The sequence below is a fragment of the Puniceicoccaceae bacterium genome, from assembly GCA_040224245.1.
GTDB lineage: Bacteria > Verrucomicrobiota > Verrucomicrobiia > Opitutales > JAFGAQ01 > JAKSBQ01.
The window spans coordinates 37,595-57,513 of sequence record JBEGIR010000032.1 but is presented as its reverse complement, the minus strand read 5'-3'; the positions used below and the strand labels follow the sequence as shown (position 1 = coordinate 57,513).

Sequence of the window (19,919 nt, the reverse complement as noted above, 5' to 3'; positions counted from 1 at the left end):
CTCTGACCCACATAGACTGCGAAACAGCGGAAAAAGGGGTTGGGTCCTCAACTCGTCGGGGTTATTGCAGCTCCGATGGATCGCAGTACTTTGATACGGGTTCTGGTTTTGTTCACTGAACAGAAACGTAGGGTCTTCGCTAGCCGGAGATCTCAGTTACCTCACAGGATGCGGCATCGCGGTGAACGCGAACCCTACGGAAACGTGATGGATGATCAGTGTTTTGTGAAATCCTGGATTCAGTATCTCAAACAATCATTCGCATGAGTGAAGGGTGCGTTGAACCCCTTGCATGAAACAATGGAAAAGCTGCCCCGGAAAAGCACAGATGGCTGTTGCCGGGGCGCTGGAAGGTTATCGAATCTCTACGGTCAGCGTGTCACTGATCAACCCATCGGCACTGGCCTTGAGTGTGAGGGTTCCCTGCTCCGGCGTGGCGCCGAGAATGACCTGAGCCAAGCCGTTGAAGACCTTGCGCTTCCACGCTTCGGGTGCCTGTTCAAAGCGGAAACTGGCGGGGTGCAGCTGGAACAAACCCTCGCGATCGCGCCAGACTGGGAACGGTGTGGCCTCGATGCGCAGGAGATTTCCGGTGGGTTTCAGGCTTCCGGCCTCGAGCGCCAGTTGTAGCGTACCGGCTTCCAATTCCTCGCCATTGAGCACGATGCGCTGGTTTTCACCAAGCGCATTGAAGAGCAGTGTGACGGAGGTGTTGTCCTCTACGTTGGGTGCATCGAACTGGGTTTCCCAGAGAATGGCGGTGTCCGGGTCGGCGGGATTGGGTGCGGTCCATTCGCCAATGGGTTCACCCCAGACGCGTTCGACGTAGACATCTGCCTCGAGGGATGAGGGGTTCCCGTTGCCGACGCCGAGGATTTCGCCGACTCCGGATGCTTCCAAATGGATCAGATCTTCAGCGGTGGGGACGACGCGACCGGCCTCATCGAGCACGCGAACGGTGACCATGGCGACCTCATTGCGGTCGGGTGCGAGCTGGGTGCGATCCGCGATCAGCTCGATGCGTGCGGCGGAACCGGTGGTGCTCACGCTTTCCGTGCGCTTCGAACCATCTGCCCAGGTGCCGATCACCTTCAAGTCACCGGACTCGTAGAGAACCTGCCAGGCGAGGTGTCCGTTGACTGGCATGTCCTGCGACCCCAGTGAGCGTTCGTTCAGGAAGAGTTCGGCATTTGCACAGTTGCTGTGCAGGCGCACTTCGATGCTTTCGCCTTCCCGACCCGGCCAATTCCAGTGAGGGAAGAGATGCAGTACCGGTTCATCGGTCCACCAGGATTTCAAGTAGTAAAAACTGTCCTTGGGAAATCCGCAGGTGTCAAGAATGCCAAACTGCGAAGCAATCGCCGGATAGCCAAAAGGCGTGGGTTCACCACGGTAGTCAAATCCGGTCCAGAAGAGCACACCCGCTCCCCAATCCCGCTCGGCATAATATTTCCAGCCGATTTCGCAATTTCCACGGGAGCTGCCGTCCTCGAGTGGGGGCAGGTGGCAGCGTTCGTCGTCTCGCACATAGATCCCACGGGTTTGCTGGGTGGTGGTTTCTTCGGTTCCGAGGATGATTTGCCAGGGATAGTCCTTGTGTTGCTGGTCGGGATCGGCCTGGCCAATGTAGTTGACTCCGGCGACCTGCACGACTTGGGAGATGCCTCCCCATCCACCGCTGATGGCAACGGTGGCATAGCGCGTGGGATCGAGGCGATGGCAGAAATCCTGCATGGTTTGGGTGATGCGCGCTCCCTTGATGTTGCCCTCGATGGCCCACTCCTCATTGCCAAGCCCCCAGAGGATGACGCTGGGGTGGTTGCGGTCACGCCGCACCAGACGCTCGAGCTGTCTGAAGTGGTAGGGGTTGATGCCCATGAGGCGTGTTTCATTGATCACCAGTATACCGAGTCGGTCGCAGGCCTGCAGCAGTTCCGTGGTGGGCGGGTTGTGCGAAGTGCGGTAGGCATTGTGACCCATGGCCATGAGCTGGCGCAGCCGCCACTCCTGCAAACTGTCGGGAATCGCTGCGCCGACACCCGCGTGATCCTGGTGGTTGTTACTGCCGACAATTTTGACGGACTTTCCGTTCAGAAAAAACCCGCGATCCGGATCCCATTCGAGGGTGCGAAATCCAAAGTCGGTGGAAAACCTATCCGTCAACTCATCGCCGAGCATGATATCCGCCTCGATGCGATAGAGCGTGGGGGATTTGATGGACCAGAGATCGGGATCAAAAGCCAGATGCAGATCGGAATGATCCACTACCATTTCTCCGGCATCGAGAGGGTGCTGAGCGGATTCATGCGAATGCACTACTTCACCAGCTGCATTGAGGATGCGGTAGTGCACCGTGAATGCTGCGGACTCGCGCAGGTGGTTTTTCACTTCGGATTGCAGATGCACGGTCCAGGAGTTGGCGCTCAATTGCGGATTCACCCAGACTCCGTCCTTCACAAAATGGAGCGGATGTTTTTTGGTGAGCCATGCATGGCGATAGATACCAGCTCCCTCGTAGAACCATCCCTCCTCCATGGAGGCATCCACCCGTACGACAATCACGTTGTTCCCGCCGTAGTTGAGATAGTCTGTGAGGTCATGTTGTTGGCCCAGATATCCGCTGGGTTCATTGCCGACAAAAAATCCATTGATGAACACATCGGCATCCCGATAAATGCCATCGAACTCGACATAGATCTTTTTTCCCAGATCCGACTCCGGGATAAAAACCTGCTTACGGTACCATCCCACGCTGGTTTCGGGAAATCCCGGCCCCATGGCTTTGTAACCGTGGCTGTGACTGCCACGCGGGTCGAAAGGCACCTCAATCGCCCAATCGTGTGGCAAGTTGACACGTCGCCAGGTGCGATCATCAAACGCCGTACTGGCGGGGCCGTCGCCGAAGCCAGTCTTGGCGAGATAGGAAAAGTAACCGGTAGCGTGTTGAAAATCCTGTGCGGGATCGGAGGCGTGGCCGAGCGCAAAGGCCCAGTCGTCGTTTAAACGCATGCGCTCTGCGGTCAGGGTCATGCCGACGAGTCCGGCAGCGCAAAGGACGACGCTCAGCAAACGTCGGTACAGTAGGGTCATTGACATGGATGATGGGATTCGGGGTTGGGTTTCATGCTGGCCTGGCAGGGTGACACCGGGACGCAGCGACATCATCGATGTTAGGAATTCACCCCTTCCGGGCAAAGCAGGATCGGGTTGAAATTGATTCATACATAAGAACCACAGCTGGTGAGCCTCCTTCGATCTCAGATGGAAGATCACTTTACCGTTCACCAACCCCGACGTTTTCAATACACAGGATTCAGAACAAGCTCTTCTTCCCAACATCGACCGAGTGGTTTCGATCACCGTGCATCACCGCAACCCCCTTTTGAAGTCATGAAAATTCCCCAGATTGACCGTAAGCCTGTGCGTACCCTGCGAGTGTTCACCATGGCCCTTTTGCCCACACTGCTTTGGGCGAGTCCCACAGCAGCGCACACGCACAGTGAAGCCTGTTCGGTCTGTGGGGATGGCACCCATGCCAGCCGCGTGGCTTTGGGTCCAGGCGTGTTTTACGATGCGATGCAGGCCAACCGCGACTATCTGCTCGCACACGATCCGGATCGCCTGCTGGCTCCCTTTCTGAGAGAGGCGGGACTCGAACCCAAACAACCGCCCTACGGCAACTGGGAGTCATCCGGGCTGGATGGACACACAGCGGGGCACTATCTCTCCGCACTTGCATTCATGGTGGCGTCGGGGGGAGATAACGCGCAGGGGGAATTGCGCAAGCGACTCGACTCGATGCTGGCCGAGCTGGAGCGCTGCCAACAGGCAGGCGGCACGGGCTACATCGGAGGTGTTCCTGATGGGTTTGCGCTCTGGCAGGAAATTGCTGAGGGCAAGATCGAGGCCCATGGATTTGGACTGAACAACCGCTGGGTACCGCTCTATAACATTCACAAGACCTTTGCTGGGCTTCGTGATGCATGGACGGCGTTGCACCATCCGGTTGCGCGACAGCTGTTGGTGAATCTTGGCGATTGGTGGGTGGAATTGATGTCTCAGCTCAGCGATGCGCAAGTGCAGGATATGCTGCGTTCGGAGCACGGTGGCATGAACGAAGTGCTAGCGGATTTGTATGCGATCACAGGTGAGCAGCGATATCTCGAAGTGGCCAAACGTACCCATCATCGCGCGATCCTTGAACCCCTGATGGACAGAAGGGATGAACTGACCGGCATGCATGCGAACACGCAGATTCCCAAAGTGATCGGACTGGCCCGGGTTGGGGCGTTGACCGAAGACGAACGCGCGATGCAGGGTGCCGAGTTTTTCTGGGAGACGGTTACGCAGCGCCGCAGTGTCGCATTTGGCGGCAATAGTGTGCGGGAACATTTTAACGATCCCTTTGATTTTCGGGAAGTGGTGGAGGATCGCCAGGGTCCGGAAACCTGCAACACCTACAACATGCTGCGCCTCACTCAACAGCTGTTTGAGGCAGAACCTCAGGCACGCTATGCGGACTACTATGAGCGCGCTCTCTACAACCACATCCTCGCGTCGATCCACCCCGATCATCCCGGATACGTGTATTTCACACCCCTGCGTCCACAGCACTATCGTGTCTATTCGGAACCAGAACTGTGTTTCTGGTGCTGTGTGGGCAGTGGCATGGAAAATCCCGGAAAGTATGGAGATTTCATCTATTCCGTAGCGGAGGATGGCGGTATCTACGTGAACCTGTTCATCGCATCGGAATTGCAGTTGAAGCAGGGAGGACAACTGGTGCAGGACACTCGCTTCCCCTACGAATCGCAAACCCGCTTCCAGTTTGCCCTCGAAGCACCCCAGTCCATTGCCCTGCGACTTCGACATCCGTCCTGGGTGCCGGCGAACGAACTGCGCATCACCCTCAACGGAGCACCGCTGGATATCGAGTCGATGCCCTCTTCCTATGTGGAGATCGAGCGGACTTGGAGTGATGGAGACCGGGTAGAGGTTGAATTGCCCATGCAACTGCATACCGAGACATTGCCCGACGGTTCCAATTGGGTTTCCCTGCTCTACGGTCCGCTGGTGATGGCGGCTCCATCGGGAACAGAGGATCTGACAGGATTGCGTGCCGATGACAGTCGCATGGGACACGTGGCACATGGACCCGTCGTGCCGCTCGATCAGGTGCCGGTGCTTCGCGAGGAAGTGACGGATCTTGCAGCGTGTCTGGATCCGGATCCTTCGGGCGAACCCCTGACATTTCGCTTGAGAGGGGCACTTGTTCCAGAGCCGGAAGGCGGACTGCAATTGCGCCCCTTCTTCGGACTGCACGATCAACGGTATCAATTGGTATGGCAGCGACTGTCTGTGACCTCGATCAAGGAGCGTCAGGAGCAGCTCGCCGCCACCGAGCGCGAACGGGCACTGCGAGAGGCAGCGACACTGGACCGTGTGGCAATTGGTGAACAGCAATCAGAGGTGGAGCATGGATTTGAAGCGGTCGAAAGTGAAACCGGAATTCTCGATGGCAAACGCTGGCGCCACGGTCGGGAATTTTCCTATGTGCTCGACCCTCGCGGGATGACGGAGGTGGAGCTTGAGGTAACCTATTGGGGCGGGGACGAAAATCGCGAGTTTGCGATTCTCATGAATGGTGAAGCCATTGCAACGCAGGTGGCAGCCGGAGATGCAGCTCTCGGATTATACCGGGTGCGCTATCCGGTGCCCGAGAAGCTGCTCCAGTCGGCGGATGGTCCCTTGCGGGTGACCTTCCGTGCTCAGGAGGGATTGGCGGGAGGCGTGTTTGATCTCCGGCTGATGCGGACGGACTCCAACCCGGAACTTTAACAATCCAGACGAAAGACGAACCATGAAAACAACGACAACAGTGAAGTTTTTTTGCGGCTTGATGCTGTCACTGCCAGCTGTAGCGGCTGCCGCCGAACCCGCGCAAAACCCCATCCTCTGGATGGATGTACCCGACGTCGCCATGGTGCGTGTGGAGGATACCTATTACATGAGCAGCACGACCATGCACATGAACCCCGGGCTTCCCCTCATGCGTTCGAAGGATTTGGTCAGCTGGGATCTTGTGAGCTATGCCTATGATACACTGGTGGACAATGCCAAGATGCGCCTGGAAGAAGGAGAGCGGGCATACGGGGCAGGTTCCTGGGCAAGCAGCCTGCGTTACCACGAGGGCACCTATTACGCTACTACGTTTTCCAGCACGAGCGGCAAAACTCACGTCTTCACCACCGACGACATCGAAAGTGGGCAATGGGAGTCCTTTGAGTTCGAGCCGATGCTGCACGATCATACCCTGGTGTTTGATGACGATGGACGGGTCTACATGATTTATGGAGCCGGTTCGATTCGACTGGTGGAACTGAATCCAGGCGCGCGCGGCATCAAAGCGGGAACGGAAGAAAAAGTGATCATTGAAAACGCAACCCTGGTTGCAGGTGGAACACCGGGGCTATCGGCGGAAGGCTCTCAGTTGATCAAGGTGAACGGATGGTACTACCTCTTTCACATCACCTGGCCACGTGAGGACATGCGAACCGTGCTGGTGCATCGCGCAAAATCCATCCAGGGTCCCTGGGAGGGACGAGTGGCATTCAAGGATCGCGGCATTGCCCAGGGCAGCATCATCGATACGCCCGAGGGCGACTGGTATGCCTACCTGTTTCGCGACTATGGTGCAGTGGGACGCATTCCATACCTGGTTCCGATGACATGGCAGGATGGCTGGCCCGTGATTGGCGTGGACGGCAAGGCCCCGGACACCCTGCCCATGTCCGCTCCAGAGCAACCCCTTGGCAATATCGTGACGAGTGATTCCTTTGACCGTTCAGCCGGGGATCCCGATTTTCCGCTTGCCTGGCAGTGGAATCACAACCCCGTGCGAGAGGGTTGGTCCCTCACGGAGCGTCCTGGGCACCTTCGCCTGCGAAGTGTGCGTCTGGATGCGCATGTGCTGGAAGCCCGCAACATGCTGACACAGCGCACCTTTGGGCCATTCTCCAGCGCATCCACACGGTTGGATCTGAAAGGACTGCAAGTGGGAGATCGTGCAGGGTTGATTGCCCTGCAGCGCCACTACGGATGGATCGGGGTGCAGCGACGGGAGCATGGGTTTCACCTGGTTGTTGAGCAGGTGCCCGAAAGTGAAGCCGTCATTGTGGCCGAAGCGGCATTGCCTGCAGGAGTGGATTCGGTGGAGCTGCGCATTGATGGTGATTTTGAGGACCGTAAGGACATCGCAACCTTCTATTATCGACTGAGTGATCGCGACCCCTGGACCCGCATCGGACCAGAGCTGCAGATGCGCTATACCTTGCCCCATTTCATGGGCTATCGCTTTGGGCTGTTCCACTACGCAACTGAGTCACTGGGTGGATATTCGGATTTTGACGAGTATCGTGTGACGGGAGAACGCTGAGGGCACTCAGGCTGCTAATCGAATCATCGCACATACGGAGCGGCGATCCCAATCCATTGCCCCCACATCGAACCGGATTCTTCAATGCGAAGGATCACGGATTTGCTGTGGGGCGGGATGTTGATTGCGACGAGACTCCAGCGTTCGGGAGATAAGGGGAGTGCGAACTGCTCAAAGATCTGTGCAGTGGAGGAATTACTGCGCACTTCAATGCGAGCGTCCGGAATGGCGGGACCGGAGAGGTAAGGCAGTAGGAGTTGGCGTTGCCCGGGGGTGACCTCAATTTCCATCTCCATACTGCCAGTGTTGGCGTCGGAACCGCTCCAGGAACCCCAAATTTCGTTTACTCCCTCCGGCTTGGGAATACCCGGGAAAATTCCCGGCTGCGTCCAATGCGATCCCGGATGCAATTTCAGGATGCGCGTCACCTGTAAGCCATCGGCACTGAACTTGCGCAGGGAAACCATGGGTTGTTGTTCGATTTGCAGGTTGTTCAAGCGCGCCAGCGGGACGAAGCGATTTCCTCGTTGCACGCAGATCAGTGCAGTTGCATCTGCCAGACTGCGGTTTGCATGACCATAAAAAAGGTGAGAGCCGGGCTGAGGCTCGAACTGGTTGAACGGTTTATGGTCTGGCAGCCGCCGGACTGCGAATCCTGTGCCGAGCAGTTCTCCGGAGGAGTCGGTGAAGTAGAGGCGTTCAAGCCCCAGTTCAGCCGATGCAGGAATGCTGCCATAGATGACCAGTTTTCGCGGAGCGGAATCAAAGTCCTCCCGCAGAAGAGCGTGTGCGTCAATTTGCATGTCCGAAAACGGGACGGTTTGCTCTCCAAATTTGAGGGTGTCGGGCAGTTGGTGTGCACCTTTTTTTTCCTGAGAGGTCAAGCTGCGAAGGGCGGGCAGATGCCGTCGCAACTCAGGATACACAAAAGGAGTGACTGAATCATCGATGCACTGGTTTTGCAGGGCGTTGAGGGCGAGCTGCTTGTGTCGGAATTGAATGCCGTAGTGATGCAGATAGAAGTTCTGGAGATGCATCAGGTATCCAAGGTAAAGGACTGACATGGCAAACCACGTACTGATGAGGCAGCACATCCAGCGCTTCCGACACAGGAAGGACCATTGAATCGAGCCGTAGACACAGAGGCAGGCGATCAGTATCAAGGCCCCGGTTGTATAGCGTTCGGAGGTTGCGTTGATGAGACCGCGGTCGACTCGTGCCAGGGTGGTCATCAGACCGGAGCCGAGCACAAAAACGGCCATGTAGAGCAATGAAGAGCCACGTTGCGCGGCTCGACGGACTTCGCTATCGCGCGAAAGCATGCGATGACCCACAAACAGGGTAAGCACCAGTGTGAGAGCACCAAAGTTCGTGGCCAATGAAAGGCTCGCTTTGCCCAGCGGATTTGCCAGATAGACCATCCAAAAGCGAAAGAACTCAAAATCGGGAGCCGCACTTCCGATGGGCACATGGGATGCCGACTGACTTTGAATCACCGGGAGAAAATAGGGAACAACGATGAGGATGAACAGCACCAGACTTGCAAATCCGTAGACCCACCGCCGTTGCAGGAGTGCGGCTACGCCCAGTACTGGCCAGACCAACACTCCATTTGCCATTGAAAAACTGGCGAGCAGGGCAAACCCCCAGCTGAACGCACCACTCCAAGCGAGCCGGGAGGGGGAAAGGAGATAACGATCCGCCTGTTGAAAACTGAGAAATGCGAAGAGAAACACCCCAATGAACTGAGTTTGAAAGGACCAGGTGAAGTTTTCCAGTTGGGTTGCTGAAAACAGGAGCATGCAAACGATGAACGTCACAGCCGCCTTTGCCCTCCAAGACTGGAGGTATTTCCAGGCAGGCCAACAGATGCCAAACGCAAGCAGCGACTGACCGAGGACCATGATGGACACGGGCATCCAGTGGGTCGCACCCGTTGTGTGCAAGTCGAGCAGGAAAATCAGACGGGTGAAGGAAATTCGGTGACCGTTGTGTGGCGCAAAGACCCAGGTCCAGAACGATTCCGCAGCCTGATAGTCGAGGTAGGATCGGTACAAGTCCCATTGATCCCAGAACAGTGAGGGGTACAGGTAGGCGAACGTGCCTGTGAGCGTGCTCACGCAAATCCACAAGGCAAGCACTGCGAGCACTGTGAGTAGAAGACTGTTTATAACGCTGGCGCGAGTGCCGTTGGGTGATCGGATACACATGGTTGACGGGATAGCGGTTCTCCGAAACGGGTGTACGGATTTCGTAGGCATCAAAACAAGTCCGAATTGCTGCGAAGTCGAATTCAGAATTCGTCGCAATCCCAGAAGCACAAAATTGGTGACCAATGTGGCAGAGGTGCCCCCACCTCGATTGGCACTGCGCTTGTGTCGGCTTGCGTCTGGCGTCGGAATCCTCGGTACGAACTCTTCGAGTTGCAGGCCTTCTCTTCCGACTGGCGTCGGAATCGTGAACTCGTCTCGTTGTGGGCTGGTGCCCCCACCTCGATTGGCGCTGCGCTTGTGTCGGCTTCCGCCTGGCGTCGGAATCCTCGGTACGAACTCTTCGAGTTCTCGTCTCGTTGTGGGCTGGTGCCCCCACCGAGACTCGAACTCGGATTAACAGTTTAGGAAACTGCGGTTCTATCCATTGAACTATGGGGACCCACGCGAGGAGTTGAGTTCAAAGCAAAATGGGAGAAATTGTCGAGGATTAATGCTGAGGAGAGTGGGTGAGAAGCTGCTCGTATCGCTCGGAGACGGTGTTCCAGTTGATGATGTCCCAGAAGGCGCTGATGTAGTCTGAGCGGCGGTTTTGGTAGTGGAGATAGTAGGCGTGTTCCCAGACGTCGATTCCGAGCAGGGGGATGCCGGGTTGATCCACAAATGAGGCCATGAGCGGGTTGTCCTGATTGGGTGTGGAGCTGACAAAGAGGCGGTGATTGGTGTCAGCGCACAGCCAGGCCCAGCCGCTACCGAAGCGAGTGGCGGCTGCTTTGGAAAATTCCGCTTTCAGGGCGTCGTGCGTGCCAAAGTCACGGGCAATGGCTTGTGCGAGTTTGCCGGATGGACTTGTGCCGTGTTCAGGCGTCATGCAGCGCCAGAAGAGCTCATGATTCCAGGCTCCGCCACCGTTGTTGCGAACGGCAGTGCGAACGGTTTCGGGAAGCTCGTGCAGGTGGGCGAACAGGGATTCGAGGGATTCGTAAGCAGCAGAGTCTGTCCAGGATTCGAGGGTGCGATTGAAATTGTTGATGTAGCCCTGATGGTGTTTCCCATGATGGATTTGCATGGTCAGGGTATCGATGGCTGGCTCGAGCGCATCGTGTGCGTAAGCGAGGTTGGGCAAGCTTAATTTCAGGCCCTTCGTGCCAGCATGGCTGCGCTGCAATGGGATCAGGGAAGGGGTGAGGGTAAGCAGGGCTGCAGTTCCAAGGCTCGATTGCAGGAAATGGCGACGGTTCATCATAGGATTGTTTTTGGGTTGATAGTGCTTGAAGGGAAAAGGTTAGGGCGGGACGGACTGAATTTCAAATGGACCGGACAAAAAAGGTGAGTGATCAGGCGTGTGAAGACAGAGCAATAGCTGACACAGGAGGCGTGTAAATTTATTATTAGAATGATCGTTTTACAAAAGAATTGACAGAATTGTAACTTTGGGTCGGTTATGTTACGATTCACAATCCTTTCGGTGACTCAGCCCGCGATTATGACTCAAGCATCCAACAACATCCGTTTTTTCACTGCGCTTGCGGGGACCCTTCTCTTGCTTGGCGCGATCATTGCCGTTTTGCTCATCATGGACACTGCCCAGGCGATTCGCTTGCTCCGGGAGGATGGTCCGATCGAGATGATGACGGTTGCGTTGTATGCGCTGGCTGGAGGCTACTGGCTGGTCAAGACGAAGGCGGCGGATCTCAAGTGGAGTTGGCCATTTCTCGCCCTCATGGCGATGTTTGCGTTGAGGGAACTGGATTTCCATACTCGATTTACCACGATGGGGATTACCAAAACCCGCTTCTATGTCAGTCCGGATGTAGCGCTATCGGAAAAGGTGTTTGGTGTTGCGGTGACGGTGTTTTTTCTCTGGGTCCTGATCCTGCTGTTCAAGCGTCACTTCTTTCAGTTTTTTGCATTGCTATGGCAGCGGTCGGTTGTGGGAATCGGCGTTTTTCTGACGGGAGCACTGATCGTGGTGTCCAAGAGCCTTGACGGGTTGGCTCGAAAACTTGCTGGTGTGGGTATTGAACTCTCCGGTGACCTCAATTTTATTGCAACGACGATGGAAGAGGTTCTGGAAATGGGAATTCCTCTGCTGATGTTGCTCACCATTTGGGCGGGCCTTGCGCTGCAAGGCAGGGTGGAATCAGGGGCTATGATTGGAAGCGAATCCACCTCGCGCGATGGGGTTTCGAATTGACGGGGTCTGATGAAGATCAAGCTGATCCGGTGCCGGAATGGTTCGGACTTAACATCGTACTGAGCATCTCGCGCAGAGTTTGGTTCACATCGACTCCGGGGCTGGCATGACAGGTGTCCATGCGGGTCGTCCATCCCTCGATCAGAGTAAAGAGCACAATGGCAAAACCCTCGCTGTCCAGTGATTGTCGAATCTGGTTTTTCGATTTTGCAAGGTTCAGGACTCGAACAATGTTTTGCACGATGCGTTGATTTCGTTCGGACAGGATGGTGTAGATCTCCGGGTTGCGAACGGATTCGGCTGTGATTTCTGCATTGAGCACACCGGAGATCCGGTATCGATCAGTGGAGATGTGTTCAAATTCGTTGAGAATCGACTCAAGTAGATTGGCGCTATTTAGCATCGCCTGCACTCGAAGTTCGGCTTTGTTGGAATCCTCCTCCACAATGGTCCGGATCAGGGACTCCTTGCTGTCGAAATAGTGGTAAACGTGACCCGGGCTCATGTGCGCCGTCTTGCAGATCATCGCCATACTGGCTGCGTGAAAGCCGCGCTCCTTGAAGCACTGCATCGCGGCGTCCATGATTTGCTGGCGGCGTTGGGCAGTGCGGATGGGATCGGTTTGACGCATTTTGCGGGTAAATCGAATGCTCATTCCATCACATCCAGATTTTAGTGGAGGTCAATGATTTGCGCAACCCACTGTGGATGCCCTGCTGGGATTCGCTTTGCAGGCATCGCAGCGGTGAGCGAACCCAAGCTGTGCAAGTCAGCGCAGCAAATGGCTCTTTGGTTTTCGCCTGCGTCGAATCGAATAGCCGATCACAGCCACTCCGGAGAGGGCGCCGATCAGGATCGTTCCAGGTTCGGGTACTGCCTGATACTGTGAAAAGCGAATATTGGAGAGACCAATCGCCTGTTGTCCAGGATCGGCGACCGCACCGGATCCGGTTGTGTAGCGAAATGAAACAGTATCCACCGGACTGCTCCACCCGAGATTCAGTTGCGATCGGGGGTTGTCATCCTGATCGCGGGCTGAGGAAAGTCAACGGGGAGTGAAGGCAGACTACTGAGGGATCGTTTTGCGAAATTCGCACATCCGGCATGCATTGGTATTTGACCCCGGATCGGATTCAGATTGTGTAGCAGAAGGTGTGTACCTGGTTCGTAATGTCCGGGTCAACCCTCCATCGTGATGAGTGTCGAACTTACAGAACCTAAGGATGCCTGGGCTGAAATCCGCTCCTTGATCGAAGCCCGCGATGGTACAGCCATTGTATCCTGGATCCACGGACTGCCCGCCAATGAGATCGGTCGTCTGCTTTCACGACTGAGCGATGAAGAAGTATCTCTGGTGATGCATCTCATCGGACCCGAACAGGGTGCCGAGTTGTTGGGGCTGATTTCCGAGGCGCAGGCGGTGGACATCATCGAGGATCTGCCAATTGAATCGGCTGCCAAAATTGTCGACGAACTCGATAGTGATGAACAGGCGGACATTCTCGGTGAAATGGACAAGGAGGACGCTGAGGCGATCCTCTCCCAAATGGATCCGAAGGAGGCGTCAGATGCACGACGCCTGATCAACTACGAGTGGAGCACTGCGGGTGGCATCATGATCACCGAGTTTCTCTCGTTCAACGAGGGCGTCACCACGCAACAGTTGCTGGAGGACTTGCGAAAGAACCGCGATGTCTATGCCGACTACGATGTGGGATACATCTACATCACGGGCAAAGACCGCCGCTTGAAGGGTGTGCTGAAACTGCGGGAGTTGTTGTTGTCCAGAGACAATGTGAAAGTGGGCAGTTTGATGACCCGGGATCCGATCAAGGTGAAAACGGATGAGGGTCTGGTCGACCTGCGACGGCTGTTTGAATCCCATGAATTGCTCGGCATCCCCGTGGTGGATCGGCATGAACGGCTGGTTGGAGTGGTGCGACGTGCGGCAGTTGAAGAGGCCGTTGGAGAGCAGGCAACTGAGGATTTTCTGAAAGTGAGCGGTCTGAGCGGGGAGGAAGAACTGCGAAGCATGCCCTTCTGGGAACGTGCACAGCGTCGCTTGTCCTGGCTAGTGATCGGGATGTTGCTCAGTTTGGCAGCCTCCACCGTGATTGCATTTTTTGATCACGTGATCCAGGAGGTGATCATTCTTGCGGCATTTCTGCCAGTGGTGGCCAACATGAGTGGTTCATCTGGGAATCAGGCGGTAGCGGTGAGTATCCGTGAACTCTCATTGGGTCTCGTCAAACCGTGGGAGATCATGCGTGTGCTGTTTCAGGAGTTCAGTGTGGGGGTGATTCTCGGACTCTGTCTGGGAACGATCCTCGGCCTGGTGGTCTCGCTCTGGAAGGGGAATTTTTATCTGGGACTGGTTGTCGGAGGAGCCATGTTTTTCAACAGCATCATTTCTGTGGTGCTGGGGGGCTGTGTTCCGATGGCGTTAAAATGGGCAAAGCAGGATCCTGCGCTGGCGTCGGGGCCGTTTGTGATGACACTGGCAGATGCGTTTGGATTTTTCATCACCCTGATGCTGGCCAGTTTGATGCTGCAGCACCTGATTTGAGCGTTTACCGTTGGTGACTGCCTCCGTCCGTATGATCGCGCAGATCGGGTGGGGGCGGATGCAAGGTTTCCCGATGTTCGCTAATGCGCAGGGAGCGCACACGGAAGGTTGTACCCTTGCCCATCGGGAGCAAAAACAGGAGTTCCCGATAACCCGGGTAGAAGGTATATTTGCTGTGAAACACTCTCTGCAATCGTCCCTCGTCGTGCCATGCGAGTCCGATTCGGGTCTCTTTGCCCCAGAACGACTGGAGGGGAAGGGGAGCGGAGATACCGGGTTGAAGTTTCAGAGGTTGCTGTCCAAAAATCCCTTCGAGAGCCCTGTCTGTTGCGTTGAAGATGCGCAGTGTGTCGATGGGAAAGGCGGGTTCGCGATCATCCAATGCGTGGAGGTGGAAGTGGGGCTGTGAATTTGAGGAATCGGCAATAAAAACGATCAGAAAGGCATGGGAATCCATCGGAGGCTGTACGCTTGCGATGGGTTGGTAGGCATAACCGTCTGGAGAATCGGAATCGGGTTTTCGATGAAAGAACTGAAGCGGCAGCGTCCCCATATAGGCGTGGGGGAGGGAGCGCTCATGCGTCCAGAATTGCACGGGGCGAAAGGCATTGGGATGAGGTTGGTAGTAGATACCGTGCCAGTTGGCCTGCCCGATGGAATAGACCGAAAACTGAAACTCACGCAATTCGGGAGTGCTGCTGGCACCTGAAGCAGCGCAAACACTGCAAAGAACGATGATCCACAGTTTGCACCAGAACCCATAGGGGTGCTGCGTTGCCAGCGTGCAGGGGGAGCAATGTGAGGTCGTGATGAGAGGCAGGAGCATGAGGAGTTAGATTTCATGGGGTTGCAACCAACGAAAGTGGAGGATGCGGTATCGCCGACCTTCGATGACGTTGGCAGTGTGAGTTGCAGCAGCATGAGCAGGTTCTTCAGGTCGCACATATTCAGGAATGCGCTGCACCACCGCTTCCGCCCAGGCTTGTGCAATCGGGCGACTCGAACCCTCGCCAGCGCTCTCACCGTAGCAGCGCACGACAAAGGAATCGCTGCGAGTCGTCAGTTGGCTGCCCACTCGTGCGAGCACATCGCTCTGGCGCAGGAATCCGGGATTGAGTGGATCGATGTCTCCGTCGCGGGTTCCTTCGATGGCATCGTGGTTGAGGCCGCGCCCATCGCCGGGACGTTGGGTGTTGGTGATGGCCTGCTCGATGATTCCGAGATTGATGAAATCCTGAAGGGAATGAATCGGCAATGCGGGCGATGGCGCAGAGGCAACCGCCTGGCGAATCTCCAGCACGATTTGTTCAGCCAGTGCGCGAAGATCGATGTCAGCATCGCCTGGAACACCATCCAGCGCACGCACTGCTTGTCGGTAGAGCATGCGATTGCGTTGCTCGTCCGGTAGGGTGCTGTCACTGCGACCGCTATGGAGGTAGGCAGCAGCGTGTGGCAGTCGTGCGAAGGTGTTTGGAATCGACGGACTGCCTGCGTCAGAACTGATCCAGCCCGGCAAACTGCCTACAGGCATTGCATGTTTGAGCGTGATCATCCATGCCAGTGGGGATGCAGAGAAGAGGTTGAATCCACCTTCCATGAGGCAATGTGCTGCCCCGATGGCAGAGGTCACCGTCGATTCGTCAGGGAAAGTGCCCGTTTTGTCGGGAAGTGGCACCAGGCGAAGGTTCTGGAACCGGCGGACGTGGGCAGCCTTGGAATTCCAGACTTGGGAATGGGTTGGGTAGTTACGGAGTGCGGAACCGGAGAAAAACGCACGATCCCAAATCCCGTTGAGCGGAGAATGGCTCGCACGGGGTGAACCTATCCAGGGATGTGGGTAATCGTGAAAGTGAAGTTGTGACAGTGCAGCCGCAGAAACCGGTTGCCACAAGGGAATGTCGTAGAGGAAAAATTGCCATGCTTCGGCATTGGGCGGATTTGAGTTTGTGCGGTCACTGTCGTCCCAGAATCGTTCCTGTTCGGTGAGTGGGTCGCTGCTGCGTGCAGCAGCTGCTGCATCAAAGATCTCATACACGGATCGTGTGAGTGTATCTGCAAAATCAATCTGGGTGTCGCGCAGCGAATGCGCCTCCGACAGGGTTTGCCAGATGCGCGCATCGCGCTCGTTCAGCTTGAAATGGAATGCGAGCCGATAGTCGTTGGGATTGAACGATCCACTGGTGGAGCGGGAGTAGTTGCTTCCACTGAGTCGCAGGTCGATGTCCGGGAAGGCGATGTTTTTGAACTGCAGCAACGCCCCGGATTGCTCGGCAAAGGAGTCGGGGTGCTGATCGTCCGGTATGCGTGCTTCGTTGGACAGGGGCAGAACCGAGAGCCGGAGCCGAACAGGGTCAAGCGATCGGATGCGCATGACATCGTCACCGTAGATTCTGTTCGGCTCGCGTGCACCAGCCTCGGGGGCCTGTGCCCCTCCCCAGCGCCAGAGGTTCGGAGCTTCCTGAAGGGTGCGTGCGAGACCCTGAGGCTGCCGCACCTTGTCGGGTTCGCTCATGCGGTAAACCTGTCCGGCATCGATACCGTAGGTCGCTTCCCGTCGGGGTGAAGTCGAGAGTCGGTCAAATTCCATCCATGCGTGAATTTTGCTTTGACTTGGGTCGTTGTAGCGGAAGTCGGGATTGAATGCGTTGAGGTCGACAATGAATCCCTCACCGCTGCTCTCATTCAGAACTTCGAGCCGTGGAAGTTGGTCCACCAGAATGAGAAACGGTCGCTTACTCCGGAATCCCATCTCATGGGGATAGGGATTCAACCATTCGGAGTGCAGGTGATAGCGCAGACGGTGGCGACGGTCGCTTTGGGTGTGGAAAATCCCCATCGACAGACAGAATTCGGTGAGAATGGGAGGGGTGTGGGAAATCAGTTGCCCGGCAGGCAGGTCTCCATTGATGGGGAAGGCGTTGTCCGGATCATCACCCGGGATGCGGAGAGCTTCGGAGTTCGGGTCGAGTCTCGGCTGAAGGGCGTCGCGTATTTGCGGAGTGAATCCGAGCACCTCTGCATCAGGATCGGTGAGATTCACCTTGAGTCCACCGTCGATGGAATTGCTCAGCACGGAGTAGGTGCGAGTGGTGACATCGTGGTAGGATTTGCGTAATGCCTCGCGGTTTTGATTCAGGAAAAACAACTGTGCATCGACCTCGGTGCGTGCCATCTGATCCCTCACATTATCAGAGTCGGGCAGGGGAGTTTCGGAATGCCACGCTTCCAGCGCGGAACGTCGCTGTTGAGACAGCTGTAGAAAGCTGCGCTGTTCCACAGTCATCCCGGAATGATCGCTCAGGGGATCAGTCAAGGCCAGGGATGCCCGTGTGTTGAGTTCCCCAATCCAGTATGCGTATGCCTGAAAGCCTTGGGTTTCAGAACCTGGAGTGGTGTGCAGCTCAGGCAGTTGCACCCGTGGAACGTAGACCCAGGTATCCGGCTCTGTGGGGTCAGCACTGCCGGGACCGACGAGCCGGATCGCTTCTTCATCGGAGAGCGGAGCTTGTGGATCGGCCTGCGAAGCTCCTGAAACAAGCCAGGTAGAAGTTCCAGAGGGAACATGAAGTGCCAAGGTCCAGTATGGGTGTTCGACCCCGGTAACCTCCAGCGTGGATGGGGTTGTATCGAGCAGGGTGGCAGCGGGCAATGTGATCACGCGGTCAGTTCCGGTATGGCGCTGCAGCTGCGCCAGTGCAAGATCGAGCGCAACGCGGGCATTTTGCCGGGCGAGCTTGCGATGAGTCTGCAATTCAACCCGGTCAACCTGAAGACGCATCAAGCTGCTGAACGTGAGCATGCACGCCACCACAAGCCCAAGCATGGCCAGGGTTGCCATAAGGGCAAATCCGTGGGAGGCAGTGGGTGAACGAGAGGTGCCTGCGCAGGCAGACTGAGGAGGACGCCTCAACGGCATGGTGACAGGTTGCCGCATTCAGGAGAAAATGGCAACCCCTTTGGAGTGGAGTTCTTTTCTCCAGCTGTGAAATGCACGTCTGGCAAGCGCGAGCTGGAAGCTCCCGCTACACGGAGACGCTGCGACTCAGACGGTTCGTGAGAAGCGGGCGTCCCCAATGTTCAGGTAGGCATCGAACTCCATCGCAATGTTGCGAAGGAACAGGCGTCCTGTTTCGGTGACCTCAAATCCGGTCGATCCCAGGCGCAACAGCCCATCCTGCTCGAATTCCTGAAGTCTGGAGCGGGTGTGATCCATCAAAGCCTGAACCTGCGAGGCCTGGCCTGATGGAAAACTCGCTGCCTCCAGGCGAAGGTTGCACATGATCGACTGAATGATGGAGCGGTGCAGTACGTCGGTATCGCTGAGCAGGATGCCGCGCGCGATGGGCCATTGCTCTGCAGCAATGCTCTTGGCATAGGATTCAAAATCCTTGTGATTCTGGCGGTAGGATTTTGGGGTTTCCGAAATCGAGGAGATCCCGAGAGCGATGACCTCCTTTTCTTCCTGAATGGTGTAGCCCTGGAAATTGCGATGCAGGCGGTGCTCCCGCTGGGCGGCGTGCAGCTCATCTTCCGGTTTGGCAAAGTGATCCATGCCGATGTAGCCGTATCCAGCGTTTGAGAGGTGTTCGATGATGGTCAGCAGCAGCTGAATTTTCTCCTCGGGAGCGGGCATGCGATGCTGTTCGAGCCGTTTTTGAAAAGGTTTGAGGTGGGGTACATGTGCGTAATTGAAGACCGCAAGTCGGTCGGGGCCGAGCTTGAGCACTTCGCGCAGGGTATTCTGATAGGAGGCCACGGTTTGCAGTGGAAGACCGTAGACCAGGTCGATGTTGATGGATTTGACACCGGCACCCCGTAACATCTCGATGGCGCGTACATTGTTTTCCATGGGTTGTACCCGGTTGATCGCGCGCTGCACATCGGGTTGCACATCCTGGATACCAAATGAGGCTCGGCTCAGCCCGGCTCGCTGAAATGCATCCACATGCGCTTGCGTGAGGTAGTTCGGAGCCATTTCCACGCTCAATTCGCAGGAATTGGCGATGGCAAAACCACTGCGCAGAAGGGCAAAGAGACGGTCAATCTGTTCGGGCTTGAGGAAATTCGGAGTGCCACCGCCGAGGTGGATCTGGGTCACCTCGCGAGCGGTATCGATGTGGGCATGGATGAGGGCGATTTCCTGTTCCAGCAGATCGAGGTATTCATCGGCCCAGCTGTTGCGCGTGGTGATGATCGTATTGCAGCCACAGAACCAGCAGTTGCTCTTACAGAATGGAATGTGCAGGTAGAGCGAGACGGGACCCTCTCCCTTCACACAGGCATCCCGGAGCTGTACCATATCGGTCGATTCGCTGAAGTGCGGTGCCGTTGGGTAGGACGTATAGCGAGGACCGGGGCGGTTGTGTTTGGTGATCAGGTCCTGGATGTTGGTGGGAAGGTTCATGGTGGATGTTGACTCGTATGCCAGTTCCAGTGTTTCGGAATGGAACGCACTTTGGCAAGGGAGGAATGCAGGTAAGAAGAGCCGCGTTGGCGATCAAGGCGGAGTGT

Annotated in this window: 12 protein-coding genes and 1 tRNA gene; 4 read left to right on the top strand and 9 right to left on the bottom strand. The window is 56.2% G+C overall.

Translation table 11 applies throughout. The features are described 5' to 3' along the window. Positions 1-354: 354 nt before the first annotated feature. Complete coding sequence (galA, locus tag ABQ298_05730) at positions 355-3,096, bottom strand: beta-galactosidase GalA (protein MEQ9823865.1); 2,742 nt, start codon at positions 3,094-3,096, stop codon at positions 355-357. Between the two features lie 294 nt (positions 3,097-3,390). Between galA and ABQ298_05725 the strand changes: the two genes are divergently transcribed. Further along, the gene (locus tag ABQ298_05725; protein ID MEQ9823864.1) at positions 3,391-5,838 is read left to right on the top strand and encodes a glycoside hydrolase family 127 protein; all 2,448 of its coding nucleotides are present in this window, start codon (positions 3,391-3,393) and stop codon (positions 5,836-5,838) included. Positions 5,839-5,860: 22 nt separating this feature from the next. Then, the gene (locus tag ABQ298_05720) at positions 5,861-7,435 is read left to right on the top strand and encodes a glycoside hydrolase 43 family protein (GenBank protein ID MEQ9823863.1); all 1,575 of its coding nucleotides are present in this window, start codon (positions 5,861-5,863) and stop codon (positions 7,433-7,435) included. A 23-nt stretch (positions 7,436-7,458) separates the two neighbouring features. On the opposite strand, the gene ABQ298_05715 is transcribed toward ABQ298_05720, so the two are convergent. The 3 genes from ABQ298_05715 to ABQ298_05705 all read right to left on the bottom strand — a co-directional run bounded on the left by ABQ298_05715 (position 7,459) and on the right by ABQ298_05705 (position 10,783). Continuing rightward, complete coding sequence (locus tag ABQ298_05715) at positions 7,459-9,645, bottom strand: hypothetical protein (protein MEQ9823862.1); 2,187 nt, start codon at positions 9,643-9,645, stop codon at positions 7,459-7,461. 367 nt (positions 9,646-10,012) lie between these two features. Next, positions 10,013-10,087: transfer RNA gene (locus ABQ298_05710), tRNA-Arg, on the bottom strand. 48 nt (positions 10,088-10,135) lie between these two features. Then, positions 10,136-10,783: a superoxide dismutase gene (locus ABQ298_05705; GenBank protein MEQ9823861.1), complete on the bottom strand. Its 648-nt coding sequence runs from the start codon at positions 10,781-10,783 to the stop codon at positions 10,136-10,138. A 348-nt stretch (positions 10,784-11,131) separates the two neighbouring features. Here ABQ298_05705 and ABQ298_05700 point away from each other — a divergent pair, with 348 nt between their 5' ends. Continuing rightward, positions 11,132-11,842, top strand: a complete 711-nt coding sequence (locus ABQ298_05700) for a hypothetical protein (GenBank protein MEQ9823860.1) — start codon at positions 11,132-11,134, stop codon at positions 11,840-11,842. A gap of 16 nt (positions 11,843-11,858) precedes the next feature. Here ABQ298_05700 and ABQ298_05695 read toward each other — a convergent pair whose 3' ends face one another. Continuing rightward, entirely contained in the window at positions 11,859-12,497 is a 639-nt protein-coding gene (locus ABQ298_05695; GenBank protein ID MEQ9823859.1) for a TetR/AcrR family transcriptional regulator, read from the bottom strand. A 114-nt stretch (positions 12,498-12,611) separates the two neighbouring features. Then, positions 12,612-12,821, bottom strand: a complete 210-nt coding sequence (locus ABQ298_05690) for a PEP-CTERM sorting domain-containing protein (GenBank protein ID MEQ9823858.1) — start codon at positions 12,819-12,821, stop codon at positions 12,612-12,614. Between the two features lie 216 nt (positions 12,822-13,037). Here ABQ298_05690 and mgtE point away from each other — a divergent pair, with 216 nt between their 5' ends. Then, positions 13,038-14,408 carry a magnesium transporter gene (gene mgtE, locus ABQ298_05685; GenBank protein ID MEQ9823857.1) on the top strand — a complete coding sequence of 457 codons (1,371 nt, stop codon included), beginning with the start codon at positions 13,038-13,040 and terminating at the stop codon, positions 14,406-14,408. A 4-nt stretch (positions 14,409-14,412) separates the two neighbouring features. Here mgtE and ABQ298_05680 read toward each other — a convergent pair whose 3' ends face one another. The 3 genes from ABQ298_05680 to hemN form a co-directional block, all read right to left on the bottom strand. Beyond that, positions 14,413-15,234, bottom strand: coding sequence for a hypothetical protein (locus tag ABQ298_05680; protein MEQ9823856.1), 822 nt, complete (start codon positions 15,232-15,234; stop codon positions 14,413-14,415). 6 nt (positions 15,235-15,240) lie between these two features. Further along, positions 15,241-18,324, bottom strand: coding sequence for a hypothetical protein (locus ABQ298_05675; protein ID MEQ9823855.1), 3,084 nt, complete (start codon positions 18,322-18,324; stop codon positions 15,241-15,243). Positions 18,325-18,450: 126 nt separating this feature from the next. After that, positions 18,451-19,812 carry an oxygen-independent coproporphyrinogen III oxidase gene (hemN, locus tag ABQ298_05670; protein ID MEQ9823854.1) on the bottom strand — a complete coding sequence of 454 codons (1,362 nt, stop codon included), beginning with the start codon at positions 19,810-19,812 and terminating at the stop codon, positions 18,451-18,453. Positions 19,813-19,919 lie beyond the last annotated feature (107 nt).

Coding starts and splice junctions, on each gene's coding strand:
- galA (MEQ9823865.1), bottom strand. CDS start 3,096: ATGTCAATGACCCTACTGTACCGACGTTTGCTGAGCGTCGTCCTTTGC.
- ABQ298_05725 (MEQ9823864.1), top strand. CDS start 3,391: ATGAAAATTCCCCAGATTGACCGTAAGCCTGTGCGTACCCTGCGAGTG.
- ABQ298_05720 (MEQ9823863.1), top strand. CDS start 5,861: ATGAAAACAACGACAACAGTGAAGTTTTTTTGCGGCTTGATGCTGTCA.
- ABQ298_05715 (MEQ9823862.1), bottom strand. CDS start 9,645: ATGTGTATCCGATCACCCAACGGCACTCGCGCCAGCGTTATAAACAGT.
- ABQ298_05700 (MEQ9823860.1), top strand. CDS start 11,132: ATGACTCAAGCATCCAACAACATCCGTTTTTTCACTGCGCTTGCGGGG.
- ABQ298_05695 (MEQ9823859.1), bottom strand. CDS start 12,497: ATGAGCATTCGATTTACCCGCAAAATGCGTCAAACCGATCCCATCCGC.
- mgtE (MEQ9823857.1), top strand. CDS start 13,038: ATGAGTGTCGAACTTACAGAACCTAAGGATGCCTGGGCTGAAATCCGC.
- ABQ298_05680 (MEQ9823856.1), bottom strand. CDS start 15,234: ATGCTCCTGCCTCTCATCACGACCTCACATTGCTCCCCCTGCACGCTG.
- ABQ298_05675 (MEQ9823855.1), bottom strand. CDS start 18,324: ATGCCGTTGAGGCGTCCTCCTCAGTCTGCCTGCGCAGGCACCTCTCGT.
- hemN (MEQ9823854.1), bottom strand. CDS start 19,812: ATGAACCTTCCCACCAACATCCAGGACCTGATCACCAAACACAACCGC.